The sequence below is a fragment of the Chitinophaga sp. S165 genome (assembly GCF_003182155.1).
GTDB lineage: Bacteria > Bacteroidota > Bacteroidia > Chitinophagales > Chitinophagaceae > Chitinophaga.
In genome coordinates this window covers 84,842-100,792 of record NZ_QGTG01000001.1, presented here as the reverse complement: position 1 = coordinate 100,792, position 15,951 = coordinate 84,842, and the positions used below count along the sequence as shown (strand labels likewise).

The following is a 15,951-nucleotide window of genomic DNA, read 5'->3' as shown; positions in this document are numbered from 1 at the left end:
ATTACATGGCTAATAGCTCTCTTTTAATTAGATATACGTCCAAATCAATAAAGGATATTGGTAGCACATTATTTTGAAGAAGCGAACAGGTTATCTTCCACGTCAATCGGAATTCATCATAGTCGTCCGCTATTTAAAAATGTTCAATTCCTCATTATAAACAGGACTTTGTATGCTCAAAAAATTTAAGACACTGTGAAATACATAGTCCTGTGATAATGAATTTTCTGTCTTCAGTTGTTTTAAACTGTTATCAGATGTCCAAACTATAAAAGGAATGTTATATTGTTGTTTCGGCGCCAGGCTTAAAGGCAAACCATGCATGTATAGATTTTTTTCTCCTAAAGATTCGCCATGGTCGGAGACAAAAATCATTGCACTTTTATATTCCTTTAATTGTTTTAAATCTTCAATTACATTGTATAAAATATAATCGGTATAACCAATCGTATTGTCATAAGCGTTGACCAGTTCTGTATTAGAACATTTTGCCAATTCAACGCTATTACAGACTGGCTTAAAAGTTTCGAACTGAGGCGGATATTTTTTGCTATACTCAGGTCCATGACTGGTACTTGTGTGCAATATTATCAATACCTTATTTTTTGTACTTGCCGCTATTTGCTCTTTCAGGTTATTCAAAAGAACTTCATCGTAATAGCATCCATCGCCTTTACAATCTTTCATCAGCGCCTCTTTGTTCAGGTAATTTTTTATATGAACGGGTGGTTCTCCCCAGTTTGTGGTTCTCCAGACAACCTCTACGCCATTTCTATATAAATAATTGGGCAAGATCTCATACAACTCGCCGGTATTTTTATGTTCTAAAATACACTTTACACCTGCAGTAGTGTAGGTGGCGCAAGAGGTAGCATTAAAATGAAATACACCAGGGGTTTTTGAAAGAAATGGATTTGTATTTTTACTGTACCCGTATAAAGAAAAATTTTCACTTCTGGCGGATTCTCCTATCACTAAGACTACAACCGATTTCCGGTTATCTTTTATGGTAGCATCTGGCAATAATATTTCTTTTTCATTTTCCTGGTGTTTATGTACAAAAAACAGAGAAAGATTTACTGTATAACTCCATGGCATTGCAAGCCCACCTAATACTGGTGAATTTTTATCAACCCATAACCAATTTTTAGAATTGGCAAATACTACAGCTAACATAAATAATAAACTAGCTAAAGTGATGGCTGAAAATCGCTTGAATGTTACATTTACTATTTTGGCTTTAATGATAATAATGCCAGGAATAACGCCAAGCAAAATTATATAGAGTAGTAATTTTATGGAAAAAAAACCAGATGCCTCAGCATAATTGGTATTCACCACATTACCCATCATTTCTGCATTTATTATAACACCGTAAGTATTAATAAAGTAAACTGCAATTGCATTGACAATAAAGAATAATATCAAGATAGTTTTTCCTACAAAGCGTAATAGAAATAACATCAAAAAAAAGGCAAAAGCATTTGCAACCAGCATTAGAATAATAAAACAAATAATAATGGTAATGCCATTGAAACTTTTATAATCAACATTATTAAAAATGAATTTGAAAAAGGGGAAATGAAAGAACAAGAAGTTAAGACAACTTATTAATAAAGAAAAGTGAACGATTTTTATATTATCTTTTAATAAACGCATAAACCCTTTTATAAAAATGGAACGATTAAGCAAATTAATACAAAATATAATATTATTAATTTTTTATCGATTACCTGGCTGATTAATGACACAAAACAAGAATAAAGATTCCTGCCAGTCAGACGATATAGGAAGCGAGTATGTTGTTATTGGAGACAATGGAGGTAAAGATTATTGGCTACTTAATGCACATGATTATTCGGATGCTAATGTTTATGAATGGCCACATTGCCCGGACGGCAATGTGGTTAAAATGGGCTATGATTTTCAGGAATTGCTAAGTCATTTAAGACGTGAATAGCTATGATTTTTCGGAAGCAATTTGGTTAGGTTTTTCCTGAACCCTTTCGCTTGCAGATAATCAACTCCTGATCGTTTTTGTCTGATATTTCTGTTGGGCGCAAACCAGGAGGTGCGACTACAATCTTCAGCGAATCTCCGTTCAGCTCATAACCAACACTCACAGGCGTGGGATTGGTAAGGGTATCCTCTGACCGAATAATAAGCAACCTGGGGTTGCCGGTAGTGTCCAACTTGAACGAATACCTCATCTCCTTCCCGGTTTCGTCTGTGAAGCTAACAGTATCACCTTTGAAGACATACAGGAAAGACACATCCTTTTGAATGCCGTTCAGGCTTTCTGTTTGCCCCAGCCAGGCTCCTTGTATGTTTTCCTGGTCAGTAGATGTTGCTGCATCCCCGGCGTCGCCACACGACAAAGCGCAAACGAGTAGCAATATAATTAGGTAGATCTTCATAATATTTTATTACCAAAACGTTGAAAAATCAGATAACTCTGTAGCAACGTTAAAGTAATGAGAAATAAATTAAAAAAATAGGGCAAATCCAGACGTAATGAAACAAGAAAGGCTGGAGACAGTACCTCCGGCCTTTCGCAAAGCGCTCACTACCGGTAGATTATCGAACCAAATGGTATTGATTGTTAGTAAGTCAAGTTATTGACTGATTTAGCCCCTCAAAAGTCTCACATTTCCACAAAAGAAAGGTTTAATTAAGCAAAAGTATTTTTTCTTTCACAATATACGAATACTTTCGTACAAAATATTAAACCAATGACTCGACTTATTATTTTAACCTGTTTAATTACTTTGTCAAGTTCATCAATATGTTCAGCTCAAAGTGATCAATCTGAACAAAGAACAAAATTTTCTGGCTCAGAGGTAAAAGAAGATTTTGAGTATTTTTATAAAACGCTTGAACAAACTCATTATAACCTTTATGTGAATACAAAAAAAGAGGTATTTGAGAGGCAATATGAAAAAACTTATAATTCTATAAACGATAGTCTAACACTACTTCAAATAACACGGCTGTTTCAGCCATTTGCGGCACTTTCTAAGCTTGCTCATTGTAATATTAGTTTTCCCTGGAATCTTTACTTTGACAAAAACAATCAAAGTAGTGCCACTTTATTTCCATTTAATGTTACTATCACAAACAATCGGGTTTTTATTATTGACAATTATTCAAGCAATTTTTCCATTCAAAAAGGTGATGAAGTTTTATCAATTGATAGTGTACCCATAAATGTTAAATTAAAAGAAGTGTATGATTTTTTATCGGGAGAGGGGACTGATATAAAAAATACATTGTTAGATTTATTCCTTTTTTCTAGGGTATATTGGTGGATACATGGTAACAGTAATCAATATTTAATCCGAATAAAGCATAAAGAAGGAAGTATTGAAAGCGTAATAATCAAAAGCATGAAAGCCTCAGATTATGAACAAAGAGCAAGCAAACAGAAATCTGTATTTAGTTTAAACAGAGAATTTAAATTTATAGGGGCTATTGCATATTTACATCCGGGTATATTTATAAACAACCAATCTAGTGGAAATACTTCTGAACATAAAACTTTTGAAACAAATGAGTTTCTATCATTTATTGACTCGTCGTTCAGAGAAATACATAAAGCCAAATCTCGTTGCCTCATCATTGATTTACGAGGAAATCCCGGGGGTGATAATGCCTTCAGTGACCCTATGATTGCATATTTTGCCACAAAACCTTTTTGGTTCTGCTCAGAATTTAGCGTTAAGACAAGCAGTATCACAAAGCAGTTCTGGAAGGATGTAAAAGATCCCTCACTTCAAGATTTAAAGAACCAGATACTTACAAAAAAAGACGGAGAGATATTTAAGGTTTCATTTCAGAACTACTCTCCAAGAACAGATTCTTTGCATTTTGATGGCAACGTATATGTTTTGGTAGATAGGTATAGTTATTCAAATACTGTATCAGTTGCGGCAATAATTCAGGATTATAACTTCGGAGTTGTGATTGGCGAGCCAACAGCTGATGTTGCTTCAAGTTATGGGGCTACTCATGAGTTCAAATTGCCTAATTCACAGCTATACGTTTCTTATCCAAAGGCATTTGTTGTAAGACCAAATGGAAAAAGAGCTCTTAAAGGCGTGACTCCAGATAAAATTGTAAGCGATAATATTTTTACGGGAACCGATGAAATTTTGGATTTCACAATAAAATACATCAATGGGCGAAAATAACAAAACAGCCGGTTGAGTTTCTGCAAAACGGAGTGTCATTGCGGGTGTCATCTGAGTGTAGTAAATAGTAGAAGAAAGTGCTAAAAAGCGTGAAAATCCGACACTTGCGAAAATAAAACAGCCCAGTAGCGAATCATTTTCGAACCAATAATGTTGACAATAAAGAAGTTATGTATTTCTCGTCAATAGTGCCCCATTACTCTTGTCTATGCGTTACTAAGTAAACTAAGATTTTCTAATTTGTTACGAATAGAGAATTCATAGTTCAAACCATAATTCTTAATTTACAACAATGAAAAGGTTTCTTGTTTGCAATACCTGTGGTCAACGAATTTCCAATTTGCTTGATGACCAAATAGCACTGGATTTTTTAGGAAAGATTGAAGAAGAGCTGCTACCCGTAGGCCAATATGGAATTGGCTGTAATGGTGATTTTTATATTTCAGTATTGGATAAACATCACCTATCATATCATCACGACCGTACTAGAATGGAAGGATGTTGTGGTGCCTCATCTAACGGATTGCCTAACCTGGTATGTATCTGTAAATCAGAAATTGGAAGAGAAATTACCGATTGTTGTACAGCGCACCACGTAATATTATACAATAACGGTATAACCTTAAAAGAAGATACTACAGGTCTAATAGAGGAGATATTCAACTTGCCTGTTGGTGATGATATCAAGTCTCAATACGAAGTTTTAATTAATCTTGGTGAGATAGATTCCGTTTTAAAGGAGCTTAGAAAATAAATAATAGTCTATTTAGATAACATGAAATATTACTGATGAAAATACTCCCTCGAATTTCTGGTTCAAAAGTGTCAGACAACCTAAGTAACAATCTACTTGGGTTCACTAGGAATAAATATCCCAGGAGTAACAGAAGCTGAAAATGATGTTAAATAGGGCTGACGAATTTTACGGTATTTCTTTTTGGTGATAGAAATGCGTAAGCTCGTTCCTTTGTTCAATTGTCACTTTCTCAGAATTGAATGGGCAAGTATAGCTGCAATACTCGGAGCATTGTTTGGAACCACGCCGGGAGGGCAACGGGGAACGGCACGGCGGTTGCGTCGTCCCCGGCTTTGTAAGCGATTGGGCTATTTATATATGGTTCTATACCTTCTTCTGAAGAAAATACCTTTCATATTAACCCGAAAACTTATCATCTTGCTAAGGCCATTATCCAGGAGGATTATTTCTACTAAATTTCCAAAGTCCGCTTTACTAATTCCTCATTTACATTTTGATAATCTCAGCCATTGTGCAGGTCTTGCATCGGTTCGTTATTTTGAGAAGAAGTTGAAGTTAACAAAAACACTATTTTGTTCTTTCGAGTAATTCTTCTCCGATATTCAGCGCACTTTTTATGATATCCTTAATAAGTGGAATGCCGTTATCGCTGTTGGTAAAAATCACCAAACCTCTTTTCGACTTAGGTAAAAGGACAATTGCTGTTCTTACGCCAGGGTCGCTACCGGTATGTAGTAAAGCCAGTTCCTCCCCTTTCAGATCATTATACACTGCCCAACCAAGCCCGAAGCTTGCATTCTGATCTTTTGATTGTATGCGTATCATGTCCTGCCAGATCTTATCGCTTAATTCTCTTTTCTTTAAAATGTTTGCACCGAACTTTGTATAGTCGCTGATGGTTGTCATTAGCAGATCTGCTGCGCTTGCCTCTTTGTTCTTTCTAACTTCGTATGGTTGATTTTCTTTGTTATGCGCTACGGCATATCTGTCTTCCGATACACTGCCATCCCAAAAAAAATGACTGTCCGTCATACCATCCGGCTTGAAAAGATATTTGTCTACGATCTCAGGAAGCGGCATCTTGAATTTAGTTTCCAATGCATGTTTAAGATATTCCAACCCCTCACCGGAGTATTGTGTTTTAGTACCGGGTTCAAAATCGAAGGTGAGTTTGCCGGTTGCATGGAGCCACCGCCAATTAACGAAACCGGTTTGATGTGCAAGTACATGGCGAGTGGTTAAATGTTCATTTCTTGGATCGTTCTTCACATCAGGATCAATCCAATATCTGGCCAGGGGTTCATCCAGCGACCAAAGCTCTTTGCTTACCAATCGCAATGTGGTCATCTCTACGATAGGTTTTGTAAGCGATGCAACCTGAAAGATAGTATTGGAAGGCGCCGGCACCCCTGATTTCAATTCACCCAAAACCTTTGTACTTTTTAGTTCATTATTTTCAATAACTCCAGTACCTAAAGCCGGCACTTTATGCTTTTGCATGAGCGCCTTCAGAGTTGAGTCGTCGGGTAAATTAACAAGCGACTGACAGACTGCGCGCGAGGCAGGCAGTACTAATAACAAAAGAACAAAATACCAGGTCCTCATTTTATGAATTTTTATCTGACATAGTTATTTTTAATAATAAAAGAGGTGAGTGAGAAATCGGAATCGAACCTACAGGAGCATGATTATAAATGACTTACGAAACGGCTTTAAATACCGTAAAATAGAAAATCCGCTACTAGAGCGGATTTCTATTTTTGTGCCCAGAACAGGCACCGAATATTATTTGGTAATCTTTTTCTTACAAATAAAATGTGTCAAACCTGCGTCAGTACTGAGTTTTATCGGATTTTACCCCACATTTTCCCAGCTTCGATTTCGTTATCGATGTAAAATAAAAATTATTTTTCGTGATAAAAAAATATTTCTTTAAGCTTTTTTGTCTCTTTTCTGTGAGTAGTTCTAGCTGATGAATTGCCATTTCGAAAAATCTTAAAAGAAAAACGAAAACGAAACAAAAAGTGGGATCCAACATGTACTCATCAAGACATTTTAGGCATCTGGAACGACTACTAGCATTTATTTTCAATATTATTGTCAACGATGCGGATACCGCTAGAAGCAAGTTTTGGCGCATTAAATGCTGGATAACGGATCCCAGAAATTTAGGTCTTGGAGATATGCGTGATTGTCCGTTTTAGTTGATCATATTTAAAGTATCTTCATAGTCGTCTACTATATTATTCTACTTGACCCTGGCTTAATATTACATCAAGCTTTTTTGTGATCAGTGGGTTGACTACAACAGAATGTCAAAAAAAGGTCATCAAAAAAAACCTTATCATCGGTGAATTTATATAAACAATGAAACATAAGATACCGATGCGCTTTTAATCCCGATTTTTCATAAAAACCTTAAAAAAATGAAAGAAGAAACAAGCAAAGAGTATGTTGCACCAAACTGCACAGGTAATGCCTGTAGCTCTGTTTCAATAAGAGAAATTTTCTCAGGTGGATATTTAACGTCAGCGCTGCTGCATAACAGTAGCACATCATCGGTTAGAGTAACGCTGGTATGGACCAGTGTTGTTCTTGCACAGGTTGAGACTAGCACAACCGTATTCCCGGGTGAAACTTTGCCACTTGACAATCCACAGAATCCCTATGGGCGTTACGTTGGCATTACAAAAGCAGTGAACATCAACAAGAGTAAGGGTGAAGATCGTGAAGAAGAAACTGATGCAACATTTTTTAGAGCCTCTGTGAAACCGAGGGTAAATGGTTAGGTAACTGGGAAGCAGATCATCAGGTTGCTGTCAATAGAGCGAAGCATCATGCTGACAGTAATGCAAATCACAGCGTCAAAGTTTATCCAAAAAGCTGACCAGGTGAAACCATTTGCTGGTCGCAATTCAGCCATTGGAACAAGATTTCGCTCATTTGGAGGATGGAGCAATATTTGATGGGAGAATAGAAAAGCGATATATGCCCTGGTACAACGGTGACTACCCACCCTCTTATAAGAATAAACCGGTTAAGGTGCGCAACAAAGCTGTAGAAATTGCCAATGCCCTACTTGCAGAAGGCATGCCGGAAGGTGTGGCTATTGCGACTGGCCTTAAACGCGCTCGTGAAACCTTCTCGAACAAAAACGCCAATAAGTCGAGGAAAAAACCGCTTTCGACAAAAAGAAGCCGTGCAAAGTCAGACGATGAAGATAGCCACGTATAACATCAATGGCATAAACGGGCGACTCCCCGTGCTGCTGAGATGGCTGAAAGAAGCTCAGCCTGACATTGTTTGCCTACAAGAACTGAAATCACCGAATCAGCGCTTTCCGATTGCCGCGATAAGGAAAGCTGGATATGAGGCAATTTGGCACGGACAGAAATCATGGAACGGGGTGGCTATACTTTCCCGAAAACTGCCCATACAAGAAGTAGGACGTATATTACCCGGCGACCGGGGGGACGAGCACAGCAGGTACATGGAGGCGATCGTCGGCAAAATGGTGATCGTTTGCCTCTACCTGCCAAATGGAAATCCATATCCAGGACCGAAGTTTGAATACAAACTGAAATGGTTCAAACGTTTGGCAGCCCGCGCAAAAACACTGCTGGCACATGACGTCCCAGTAGCATTGGTGGGCGATTTTAATGTCATGCCCACCGATATCGACGTTTATAAGCCAGAAAAGTACCTTGACAATGCATTATATAGAAAAGAAGTGCGAGCGGCATATCAACGATTGTTGAAGCAAGGCTGGACAGATGCGATTCGAAACCTTCACCCACATAAAAGTATATACACTTTCTGGGATTACCTCTATAGCGCGTGGGAACGCGATGCAGGTCTTCGGCTGGATCATTTCTTATTAAGTCCACACCTTGTACCTCGACTTCGAAACGCTGGCGTCGACAAAGCAGTAAGAGGTTGGGACAAGGCCAGTGACCACGCACCCGCCTGGATTATCCTGAAGTAAGCTTGCGCAGGTGTTATGATGTTTGTCTTGCCCTTGGCCGGTACTACCAGTGTCTCTTTTTGCTAGTCATGAACGCCGTTCAAAAGCGGCGCCTTCTTTCGTGTGTAATCATGCTCTGAAAAATCAGGTTGGCTTGCCGACGTTGTTGTTCCGCTACTTGTTTTTTGTGCTTCTCTTCTTCTTCAGCCAATTCGTCCATGAAACGACCAATCCTCGATAACCATTCGCCAGCATTGGTCATATTTATAAAAGCCCTTCGAGGTAATTCGACGACAAGGGAATCGAGTATGTCTTTATTAGGAAATAAACAATAAAGATTGTCTAGTTCATTTTCAGGTTGTTCTCCAAATTGAATTCCCTTAAAGTCAAAAATAACCGGAACGGAACTTTTAAGCCAGGCGGATGGGAAACATTCATCAGGAAATTCGCTGATAAATACTCTCGGCTTACTTTTTTTCTTGAAAGCTGATTTGCCTTTCAAGAACCGGGGATAATCCCGCTCCAGCCGTGTCCCATCCACTACCCAAACCATTGTTCGATAAAACCGCTCCCGCGCCACGCGCTCTTCCGGTTTAATGTGCGAGTGTTGAAATTCTATAATAAGCCCATCACTGGCATAAATATCCGCCATATGCTTTTCGCCAGTGTTGGGATCTGGCAGGAATTTTTCCTGCCAGGCTAGCGGATAATTGCTTTTCCAGGTCCGATGCCACTCGGTTTCTGGTTCCCACCAGCTGTCGCATCTCTTTGCCTGGCGATGTGCCCAATGGCTTATTCTTTCCGTTCCACATCTGGCAATGACAGGCTGGCCGCAGCCGGGACAAAGACCCTGTAATCCAGGTTCCGACTCAACCAAGTTTGAATTTACGTAAGCAAAGCGCATGATTCTAGTTGAAAAGGTTTTTTTCTAAGGTTTTGTACTTTCTATAAACCAGGATATACTAAATACCCTTTTTTTTACCGGGATAAATGATTTTCTCTCTTGAAAGATGGATAAACTTAACATCGTCTGGATTTAGCTTGGCGTCAATTAACTCTCCTGTGTCCGTGTCATACACTGTCGATGGAATACCAGCACCATGAAAAAATTCAATGGTTTCTTTCTCACCTTTCAGCGGCTCCCGGGATGAAAGCGAAACAATGCGGGCAAATGACTTCACATTTTTACCTTCAAAGAACAAGAAAGGGGGCAACTGTGGTTGACTCATAGGCTTTTTTCCAAACCTCTCGATATCGGCGCTGTGATAAGGAATACCATATTGAAAAACGTAATTCTGCCAGAATAACAAGGCTACATGTGTGGGATGTGGCAGGCTCAGATCTTTCTTTTTATACAATAGCAAAAACGGAGAAGACGTGCCCACACCAAAAGTAAAAGTAATCTTATTAATTGTCGCAGTATGCGCAAGCTCATTATCCAGTGAGGAACTGTTGAGGAATTGTTTGGTCACCTCATAAAACGGCAAATCATCCTGCGGCAAAATAGCATACGCCATTTTTATAAGTGCTTTAAAAACATGTAACGGCCGGTACGTCTCCTTAACAAAAGTCACGGCAGTTTCACCTTTTTCGACATCAATGCGAATGGCATCCTTTTCAAGCGCTGTCCTTTCAATTTTGATATGCTCCGTTTGCCCTTCCCAGGTGTCATCACCTACGATTTCTACTTGCCTGTCGGCAGACTTTGACTTGGGAATGCCTTTTTTGCCCCGCACCTGGTTTAAGGTGCGTGAAGGCCCAAGGAATGCAGCCAGATCTGTCTCCCATGTAGAAAAGCGTTCATTACAAACGTCGCATTCATCATATGAAAACAACGTATTGTTGCCCAAAGCATGTGAAAAGGTATGCGCTTCTTTCCAGCGCTTCAATGATGTGGCGCCACAATATCTACACGTTTGCGCCCCCTTTATTGGCGATCGTTTTGGCCGCTGTTCAGGACAAACCACTTCACACTGTGCATGGTAAATGTTCAGAAAGCTGATAAGCTGCTGCCTATCTGTTTCAGATTTCAGAAAAAACTCCAGAGGCATACATCATATATTTGAATGTATACGAAGGTCGCCATTTTCCGCAATACTGTAATATCCCAGCGATCCAAAAGATGAATTTTAGGAACAAAAAAAGGGGCTTTGCCCCTTTTGCTAGTATTCCGAAGGCAGCAATAAGACGCCATCGCAGAAGTATAGCATCACTTCGTCACCTTCAAAGTCACTGAAAGGAATGACCGTAGAAAACAGCACGTTGTAATTTCCGTCTTCGCAAATGAGATCAAACCGATCTGTTCTTTCGATTACAATGTCGTGTTCCATTTTTAACTTTCTTTTAAGTCGCCAAACTTGAAATTCATCAGTAACAGCTGTTTTGACATAAGCCATTATATCATCAACCAACCAAAAACACTGAAACTTTTCCCTTAGATGATAAATGCCATCGGTGAAGAGATTACCTAAAAAATGTTTGTAATACTGAGAAGTGCCCGTAAATCCGGATAATTCACGATTAACGTTGCGAAAGTTTGTCTGTTCCATAATTTTCATTTTTTTAAGTGAAAGAATTATGGAACCGTCCACGGGTTTTTGCGAGTAAAGCCAAAAGGAAACGGAATAAAGGCGAGCTTGCAGACACAGGGCGCGAGACGTTTATGCCGTAGTCTTTTGGCTGCCCGAAGCAACAAACCCGAAATTTGAGTAATAATGATTTGACTAAAAAATAAGACGCCAGATTTCCAGCACCGGTTTTACGTGGAAATTCTTTAAAATCTTTGTGCGTTTTGGCCGGAGATAATCGTTTAAAAAAGCATAAACCGGCTACTCCCCTACCCACCTGCGCTTGGTTGAATCATCGCCAATCTTTTGAGAAAAAAACAGTGATTTTCCGGTATTTTCAGCAGATGTTCTTTACGTGCCTGTGTGTACATTGCAACTATGAAACATAAACTATTTCCTCTTGAAAACGTGCTCGCAGTTGCTCTTGACAGAGCGCTGACGGCCAATAAATATGGCGTATTGGATTTATGCAGCTTTGTAATCGGAAAGGAGGTTAAACCCAATGAAATTGAAGCCGTGCTCCAGAGTCATTGTCAACCAGAAATATTAAAGCAGTATCCAGGATTTAATGATATTGACATTTCTATGTTATCTGAGGAAACTTATTGGGCCTGGCTGGCAAAACAAAAGAGTAATTATGGTGCATTTATTACTATTAGTGCCATTTCATAAATGCAACTATTTAAAAATTGTTGGTATAATGGGTTAGCGTCCCGGAGCGATGTGTAAACCAAACACAAAGCGAGGGTGCAAGTAGGATTTTACCATTAGACAATAACAAGCGTATCTTGAAAACGCTGCAAGTTTCAGTGAAAATCTTTAATCTTACAAATAGGAAGAGTTGGCCAGCATTAAGGCTAGCCAACTCAAACTGATTCCAGGCATTAACTTGCCCAGGAATAATGGGAGCGCGTTCAGGGCTATTGTCTATTCTTTATCTTTCTGCCTAGTAAGCTTAAATAAAGAACTCCGACATACTTGCAATACGCTTCCCATTTTTTTGCGTCCTTGACACAAAAGACCATTATTAAGACAAACACCAACAACATAAATTTCCTGCCTCCCTGAGATCGATTCGGCAAGCAGTTAGGGCAATCTCCAATAATAAGTCTTTGATTTGCTGTCATACATGACAATTTTTAAGGTTAAATAATAGGTATCTATTTTCGTTACAATTACCTAAAACTTTTTGCCACCTTACCAAACTTCGTTAGTTCGTGACGGATAGCGCATACTATACCATTACTATTTTTATTCTTTTCTTCAGGTGAAGAAATGAACAAATAGTCCTGAAGATGTGATTAGTACACATTCTCAACGTTTGCTGTTTACACTCAGACGACAGTAATGTCCTTTGGAAAGCATTTAATAACGGCTCCCCTTCGATTCATTGGATGGATAATAGGATAAGACACGCTCAGGGGGGATAAGGCTGGTAAATTGTGAAGTGTGTTGAGGGCGTAAATTGCTTATGGAATAAAGGTAAATACTAATAAAATACGTTCAAAAAAATTCAAAGGAATAAAATCCCTTATTTCAGGCTACACAAAAACCATAATGCGCCTCGTTTCCTACAAAAAACAGTCCAGTCCCTATATTTGTCCAGCGACCCTTAGCAGATTATGTCCGGGTTAATCCGTTTTAAATTAAAAAGAAAAACAGATCTCATATCATGGGGGCTGGCGGCATGCAAATACAGTATCGAAATTACAAACGCTCAAATTAGGGGTAGCGCCAGGGCATAGCTTACAGTCGGACTATGGAAAAGCAAGTAACATGGGATCTATAAATGAGAGCATCCCGGCGCCAAAGCTGCCGGGATGTAGTACTAATTGCACTCCAGTATCCTTGCTGGTCTCCTACCCAAGGTACTTACACAAGGGTTGACATTGGCAAGTCTGGCTACAACACAAGATATTTTATTAGAATGCCATCCGGAGTGTACGGAGGAAAGTGAAAGAAAAATCTTGTATTCAGTTTAACTAACACTTTTCCAGCCATAATATTGGTCAACTCTTCGTTGTCCCCTATCGGCTTGCTACATCCAAGCGACCATACATCGGCGGTATAAGTTCGAACCCCCGATCCTTCCTGGCGCTCGATGGTCAGCAGTGAGTGGAACAGGCTACCTGGCTCGTCAGCCGAATACACGGAATACTCAGCCCGCACCAAAGGAGGCGCAACCGGGACGATAGAACCATCTGCCAAAACAAAGCTAGAAACTGGAACATGCGTACTGCCGAGCGCCGAGACAACATCATCAAAACTGTAAATGCAGCGTATGTTTTGAAAGCTCGTGATGGTGTTAGGCAAGAAAAGAAACGGCCGAACCGGAGCCGTCGGTGGTATTGGCTTGAGATCGACCGGCGGTCGCCATTTATCAATCGACAAACCTTCATCGGTACAAGATGAAACAATAACCGCATACATTAAAATAGCTAATAACTTTTGCATTGGAAAAGAATTTCTCCAATGATCAAAAAGTTGATTTATTTTTTTTAACAGTTATGCGTAGGTTCGAAATAAAATTTTCGATTGGATTATGTCAACTAAATTTACACCCAAGGAAGCATGCATCTTAATATGATAGGATTTAGCATTCTTCAGCAGCCCCGCATTCCTCGTTCTAAAAAAGTTGCCAAATACGCCTATAAACTCATCCTGGGTTGCATATCCACCTATAAACGGTATTTTATTGTATAAACATGCTGCCCTGGGGCCGGTGCTGTTATTGCAAAGTGATTCAGTACGTTAAGCCCTGCAACACTAGAGCTGCTGGAAGAAGGATTTAATAGATCTAGTCGGTAACGTATCCCATTTTTCTCAACCCTAACAATTCCAGATGTACAATTTGACGGCAGGTCGACTATCGCTGTATTATTGGTATCAAAAGACACATCCAGTTCACCAGTAACCTCCTGGTCAGAATAAGAACAGGTTAATCCACTCACACTAAATCGAACCCATTCGGCTCTGTTGTACACCCTAACTCTAACGTGATTGGACTCAACCAGACCAGGTTTCAAGACCCCGTTTTCATAGTAATCTATGTATGGTTGAACAAAATCGTGTACACGGGCATCGTGTTCACCCTGTCGGACCAATCGGATGTCCCGATACTTGCGGCCGTCAGCCAATATCGGTAGGGTAATTTGGACCAGCAAGGTGGCCTCGTTCGACGTCGGCTCTGTGGTATAAATCACTTCAACACGGCCATTATTGTCGTCACCGCCTTCTGCAATCTTTCTACCGATTTTTAAATTAAATGGCGCACGACCGAGCCGGTTGTAATGATTTCCCTCATTTGTAAACGTAGGCAATGAGTAAGGCTGACAAGAGGGCACTTTAACGCCTGAAAATGCTTTGTAAATTACAAATCCTGGAGTAATTTCTCCATCTATATAAAAACTGATTCCTTTGATGCCATTCTTAAAACTTATTCCAAAAAAACTTCTGGGCCATTTGTTACCTGGTTTCTTCCTCAGTACAATTGCATTTGTTGTGTTTATTTTTTTGCCCAGCCATTTTTTTTCCTCCAGGGAAAATAAGGTTTTGTCATATTCGATGTCCGCTACAACAGGATAGCTTTGCGTATCGTCCGATTTAACGAAATTAAACGGGATGGTTACGCTATTTTCCGTCCTAACCACCTTACCTAAAAAAACCACGCGTCCCTGATTATCTTGACACGCCCCTTCATTACAGGTTTGCAAAGCTCTGTTGAACTCTCCTGCCATCGAAATATCTGGATTGAGGCTCCAAAATTTTGTAAAAAAATGGTCGTTAATTTCAAAACTTTCCTGAGATTTAATTACTTTTCTTCTCTGCCAATCTGAATTGGAGCTGTTAGAAAACTTTAATACATCATCGAAAAAAGGAATGGATAAGCCGGTGCTACTATTTTTAATATACCGTTCAAAATCGTCGCTATAAAACCATGATTTGAAAGACTCCTTGATGTCAGAAGTGTTGGTGAAATTAAACAGTCGGGCCATATTCGGTGCAATTGCATCGTTGACCGTTTTGTAACATGCCTCACAATTTGTTTGAGATAAATCTTGTCCTATGGAGGGGAGCGTGACTACAACCAATACCGTCAGTAGAAGATACTTTGTCATAACAGGTTTTTGGGTCATTATTAGTTGGTCATATACCAAATTCTATAAAAGAGGAAAGTTCGGATTTGAGCCATTACTTCAATTGCCCATATGGATGTTGCAATGGCTAATGATCACATTCCCATTTGCAAATTCCCGACATTGTACAAACTTCTACCATTGGCTTTCCGTGAACACACCGAGGTACTGCAGCCTTTAAGTCCATGTTCTGTCGCTTTGGACGCAAGTGCAACTTTCTTACTTCCAGTTCGGGCAGTCCATTTTCAAGCAGGTATTGATTAATCATCAATGCCAGTCCTTTTTCGCTGATGACGGCGTTAAGTTTGCTTTTTTGGGATTCAGTTATGTATGCCAT

At 39.4% G+C, this 15,951-nt stretch carries 16 protein-coding genes; 7 read left to right on the top strand and 9 right to left on the bottom strand.

Translation table 11 applies throughout. The annotated features are described in order from the left end of the window. Positions 1 to 129 precede the first annotated feature (129 nt). Positions 130 to 1,659 (bottom strand): phosphoethanolamine--lipid A transferase EptA, encoded by a 1,530-nt coding sequence (gene eptA, locus C7475_RS00390; RefSeq protein ID WP_110049828.1) that lies wholly within the window; start codon positions 1,657 to 1,659, stop codon positions 130 to 132. A gap of 85 nt (positions 1,660 to 1,744) precedes the next feature. On the opposite strand from eptA, the gene C7475_RS32735 reads away from it, so the two are divergent. After that, positions 1,745 to 1,960, top strand: coding sequence for a hypothetical protein (locus tag C7475_RS32735; RefSeq protein ID WP_146217420.1), 216 nt, complete (start codon positions 1,745 to 1,747; stop codon positions 1,958 to 1,960). 25 nt (positions 1,961 to 1,985) lie between these two features. Here C7475_RS32735 and C7475_RS00385 read toward each other — a convergent pair whose 3' ends face one another. Continuing rightward, complete coding sequence (locus C7475_RS00385; protein WP_110049827.1) at positions 1,986 to 2,417, bottom strand: hypothetical protein; 432 nt, start codon at positions 2,415 to 2,417, stop codon at positions 1,986 to 1,988. A gap of 315 nt (positions 2,418 to 2,732) precedes the next feature. Between C7475_RS00385 and C7475_RS00380 the strand changes: the two genes are divergently transcribed. Beyond that, positions 2,733 to 4,190 (top strand): S41 family peptidase, encoded by a 1,458-nt coding sequence (locus tag C7475_RS00380; RefSeq protein WP_110049826.1) that lies wholly within the window; start codon positions 2,733 to 2,735, stop codon positions 4,188 to 4,190. Positions 4,191 to 4,482: 292 nt separating this feature from the next. Beyond that, on the top strand, positions 4,483 to 4,944 hold the full coding sequence (locus C7475_RS00375) for a hypothetical protein (RefSeq protein WP_110049825.1): 462 nt from the start codon (positions 4,483 to 4,485) through the stop codon (positions 4,942 to 4,944). Positions 4,945 to 5,514: 570 nt separating this feature from the next. Here C7475_RS00375 and C7475_RS00370 read toward each other — a convergent pair. Continuing rightward, entirely contained in the window at positions 5,515 to 6,552 is a 1,038-nt protein-coding gene (locus C7475_RS00370) for a serine hydrolase (protein WP_110049823.1), read from the bottom strand. 821 nt (positions 6,553 to 7,373) lie between these two features. Here C7475_RS00370 and C7475_RS00360 point away from each other — a divergent pair. From C7475_RS00360 to xth, 3 genes are all read left to right on the top strand, one after another. Then, positions 7,374 to 7,736, top strand: coding sequence for a hypothetical protein (locus tag C7475_RS00360; protein WP_110049818.1), 363 nt, complete (start codon positions 7,374 to 7,376; stop codon positions 7,734 to 7,736). Positions 7,737 to 7,848: 112 nt separating this feature from the next. Next, on the top strand, positions 7,849 to 8,181 hold the full coding sequence (locus C7475_RS00355; protein WP_110049816.1) for a hypothetical protein: 333 nt from the start codon (positions 7,849 to 7,851) through the stop codon (positions 8,179 to 8,181). Continuing rightward, on the top strand, positions 8,162 to 8,932 hold the full coding sequence (xth, locus tag C7475_RS00350) for an exodeoxyribonuclease III (protein ID WP_110049814.1): 771 nt from the start codon (positions 8,162 to 8,164) through the stop codon (positions 8,930 to 8,932). The genes C7475_RS00355 and xth overlap by 20 nt, the downstream gene beginning before the upstream one ends. 79 nt (positions 8,933 to 9,011) lie before the next feature. Here the strand turns inward: xth and C7475_RS00345 are convergent, their stop codons facing one another. The 3 genes from C7475_RS00345 to C7475_RS00335 all read right to left on the bottom strand — a co-directional run bounded on the left by C7475_RS00345 (position 9,012) and on the right by C7475_RS00335 (position 11,460). Further along, the gene (locus C7475_RS00345; RefSeq protein WP_110049812.1) at positions 9,012 to 9,815 is read right to left on the bottom strand and encodes a competence protein CoiA; all 804 of its coding nucleotides are present in this window, start codon (positions 9,813 to 9,815) and stop codon (positions 9,012 to 9,014) included. Positions 9,816 to 9,873: 58 nt separating this feature from the next. Next, entirely contained in the window at positions 9,874 to 10,962 is a 1,089-nt protein-coding gene (locus C7475_RS00340; protein WP_110049810.1) for a hypothetical protein, read from the bottom strand. Between the two features lie 111 nt (positions 10,963 to 11,073). After that, positions 11,074 to 11,460: a DUF6876 family protein gene (locus tag C7475_RS00335; protein WP_146217418.1), complete on the bottom strand. Its 387-nt coding sequence runs from the start codon at positions 11,458 to 11,460 to the stop codon at positions 11,074 to 11,076. Positions 11,461 to 11,856: 396 nt separating this feature from the next. On the opposite strand from C7475_RS00335, the gene C7475_RS00330 reads away from it, so the two are divergent. Next, positions 11,857 to 12,150 carry a hypothetical protein gene (locus tag C7475_RS00330; protein WP_110049805.1) on the top strand — a complete coding sequence of 98 codons (294 nt, stop codon included), beginning with the start codon at positions 11,857 to 11,859 and terminating at the stop codon, positions 12,148 to 12,150. Positions 12,151 to 13,380: 1,230 nt separating this feature from the next. Here the strand turns inward: C7475_RS00330 and C7475_RS00325 are convergent. The 3 genes from C7475_RS00325 to C7475_RS00315 all read right to left on the bottom strand — a co-directional run bounded on the left by C7475_RS00325 (position 13,381) and on the right by C7475_RS00315 (position 15,951). Further along, positions 13,381 to 13,932 (bottom strand): hypothetical protein, encoded by a 552-nt coding sequence (locus tag C7475_RS00325; RefSeq protein ID WP_110049803.1) that lies wholly within the window; start codon positions 13,930 to 13,932, stop codon positions 13,381 to 13,383. 224 nt (positions 13,933 to 14,156) lie between these two features. Beyond that, positions 14,157 to 15,596 (bottom strand): hypothetical protein, encoded by a 1,440-nt coding sequence (locus C7475_RS00320; RefSeq protein WP_146217417.1) that lies wholly within the window; start codon positions 15,594 to 15,596, stop codon positions 14,157 to 14,159. A 106-nt stretch (positions 15,597 to 15,702) separates the two neighbouring features. Then, complete coding sequence (locus tag C7475_RS00315) at positions 15,703 to 15,951, bottom strand: hypothetical protein (protein ID WP_110049798.1); 249 nt, start codon at positions 15,949 to 15,951, stop codon at positions 15,703 to 15,705.

Coding starts and splice junctions, on each gene's coding strand:
- eptA (WP_110049828.1), bottom strand. CDS start 1,659: ATGCGTTTATTAAAAGATAATATAAAAATCGTTCACTTTTCTTTATTA.
- C7475_RS32735 (WP_146217420.1), top strand. CDS start 1,745: ATGACACAAAACAAGAATAAAGATTCCTGCCAGTCAGACGATATAGGA.
- C7475_RS00385 (WP_110049827.1), bottom strand. CDS start 2,417: ATGAAGATCTACCTAATTATATTGCTACTCGTTTGCGCTTTGTCGTGT.
- C7475_RS00380 (WP_110049826.1), top strand. CDS start 2,733: ATGACTCGACTTATTATTTTAACCTGTTTAATTACTTTGTCAAGTTCA.
- C7475_RS00375 (WP_110049825.1), top strand. CDS start 4,483: ATGAAAAGGTTTCTTGTTTGCAATACCTGTGGTCAACGAATTTCCAAT.
- C7475_RS00370 (WP_110049823.1), bottom strand. CDS start 6,552: ATGAGGACCTGGTATTTTGTTCTTTTGTTATTAGTACTGCCTGCCTCG.
- C7475_RS00360 (WP_110049818.1), top strand. CDS start 7,374: ATGAAAGAAGAAACAAGCAAAGAGTATGTTGCACCAAACTGCACAGGT.
- xth (WP_110049814.1), top strand. CDS start 8,162: ATGAAGATAGCCACGTATAACATCAATGGCATAAACGGGCGACTCCCC.
- C7475_RS00345 (WP_110049812.1), bottom strand. CDS start 9,815: ATGCGCTTTGCTTACGTAAATTCAAACTTGGTTGAGTCGGAACCTGGA.
- C7475_RS00340 (WP_110049810.1), bottom strand. CDS start 10,962: ATGCCTCTGGAGTTTTTTCTGAAATCTGAAACAGATAGGCAGCAGCTT.
- C7475_RS00335 (WP_146217418.1), bottom strand. CDS start 11,460: ATGGAACAGACAAACTTTCGCAACGTTAATCGTGAATTATCCGGATTT.
- C7475_RS00330 (WP_110049805.1), top strand. CDS start 11,857: ATGAAACATAAACTATTTCCTCTTGAAAACGTGCTCGCAGTTGCTCTT.
- C7475_RS00325 (WP_110049803.1), bottom strand. CDS start 13,932: ATGCAAAAGTTATTAGCTATTTTAATGTATGCGGTTATTGTTTCATCT.
- C7475_RS00320 (WP_146217417.1), bottom strand. CDS start 15,596: ATGACAAAGTATCTTCTACTGACGGTATTGGTTGTAGTCACGCTCCCC.
- C7475_RS00315 (WP_110049798.1), bottom strand. CDS start 15,951: ATGGCATACATAACTGAATCCCAAAAAAGCAAACTTAACGCCGTCATC.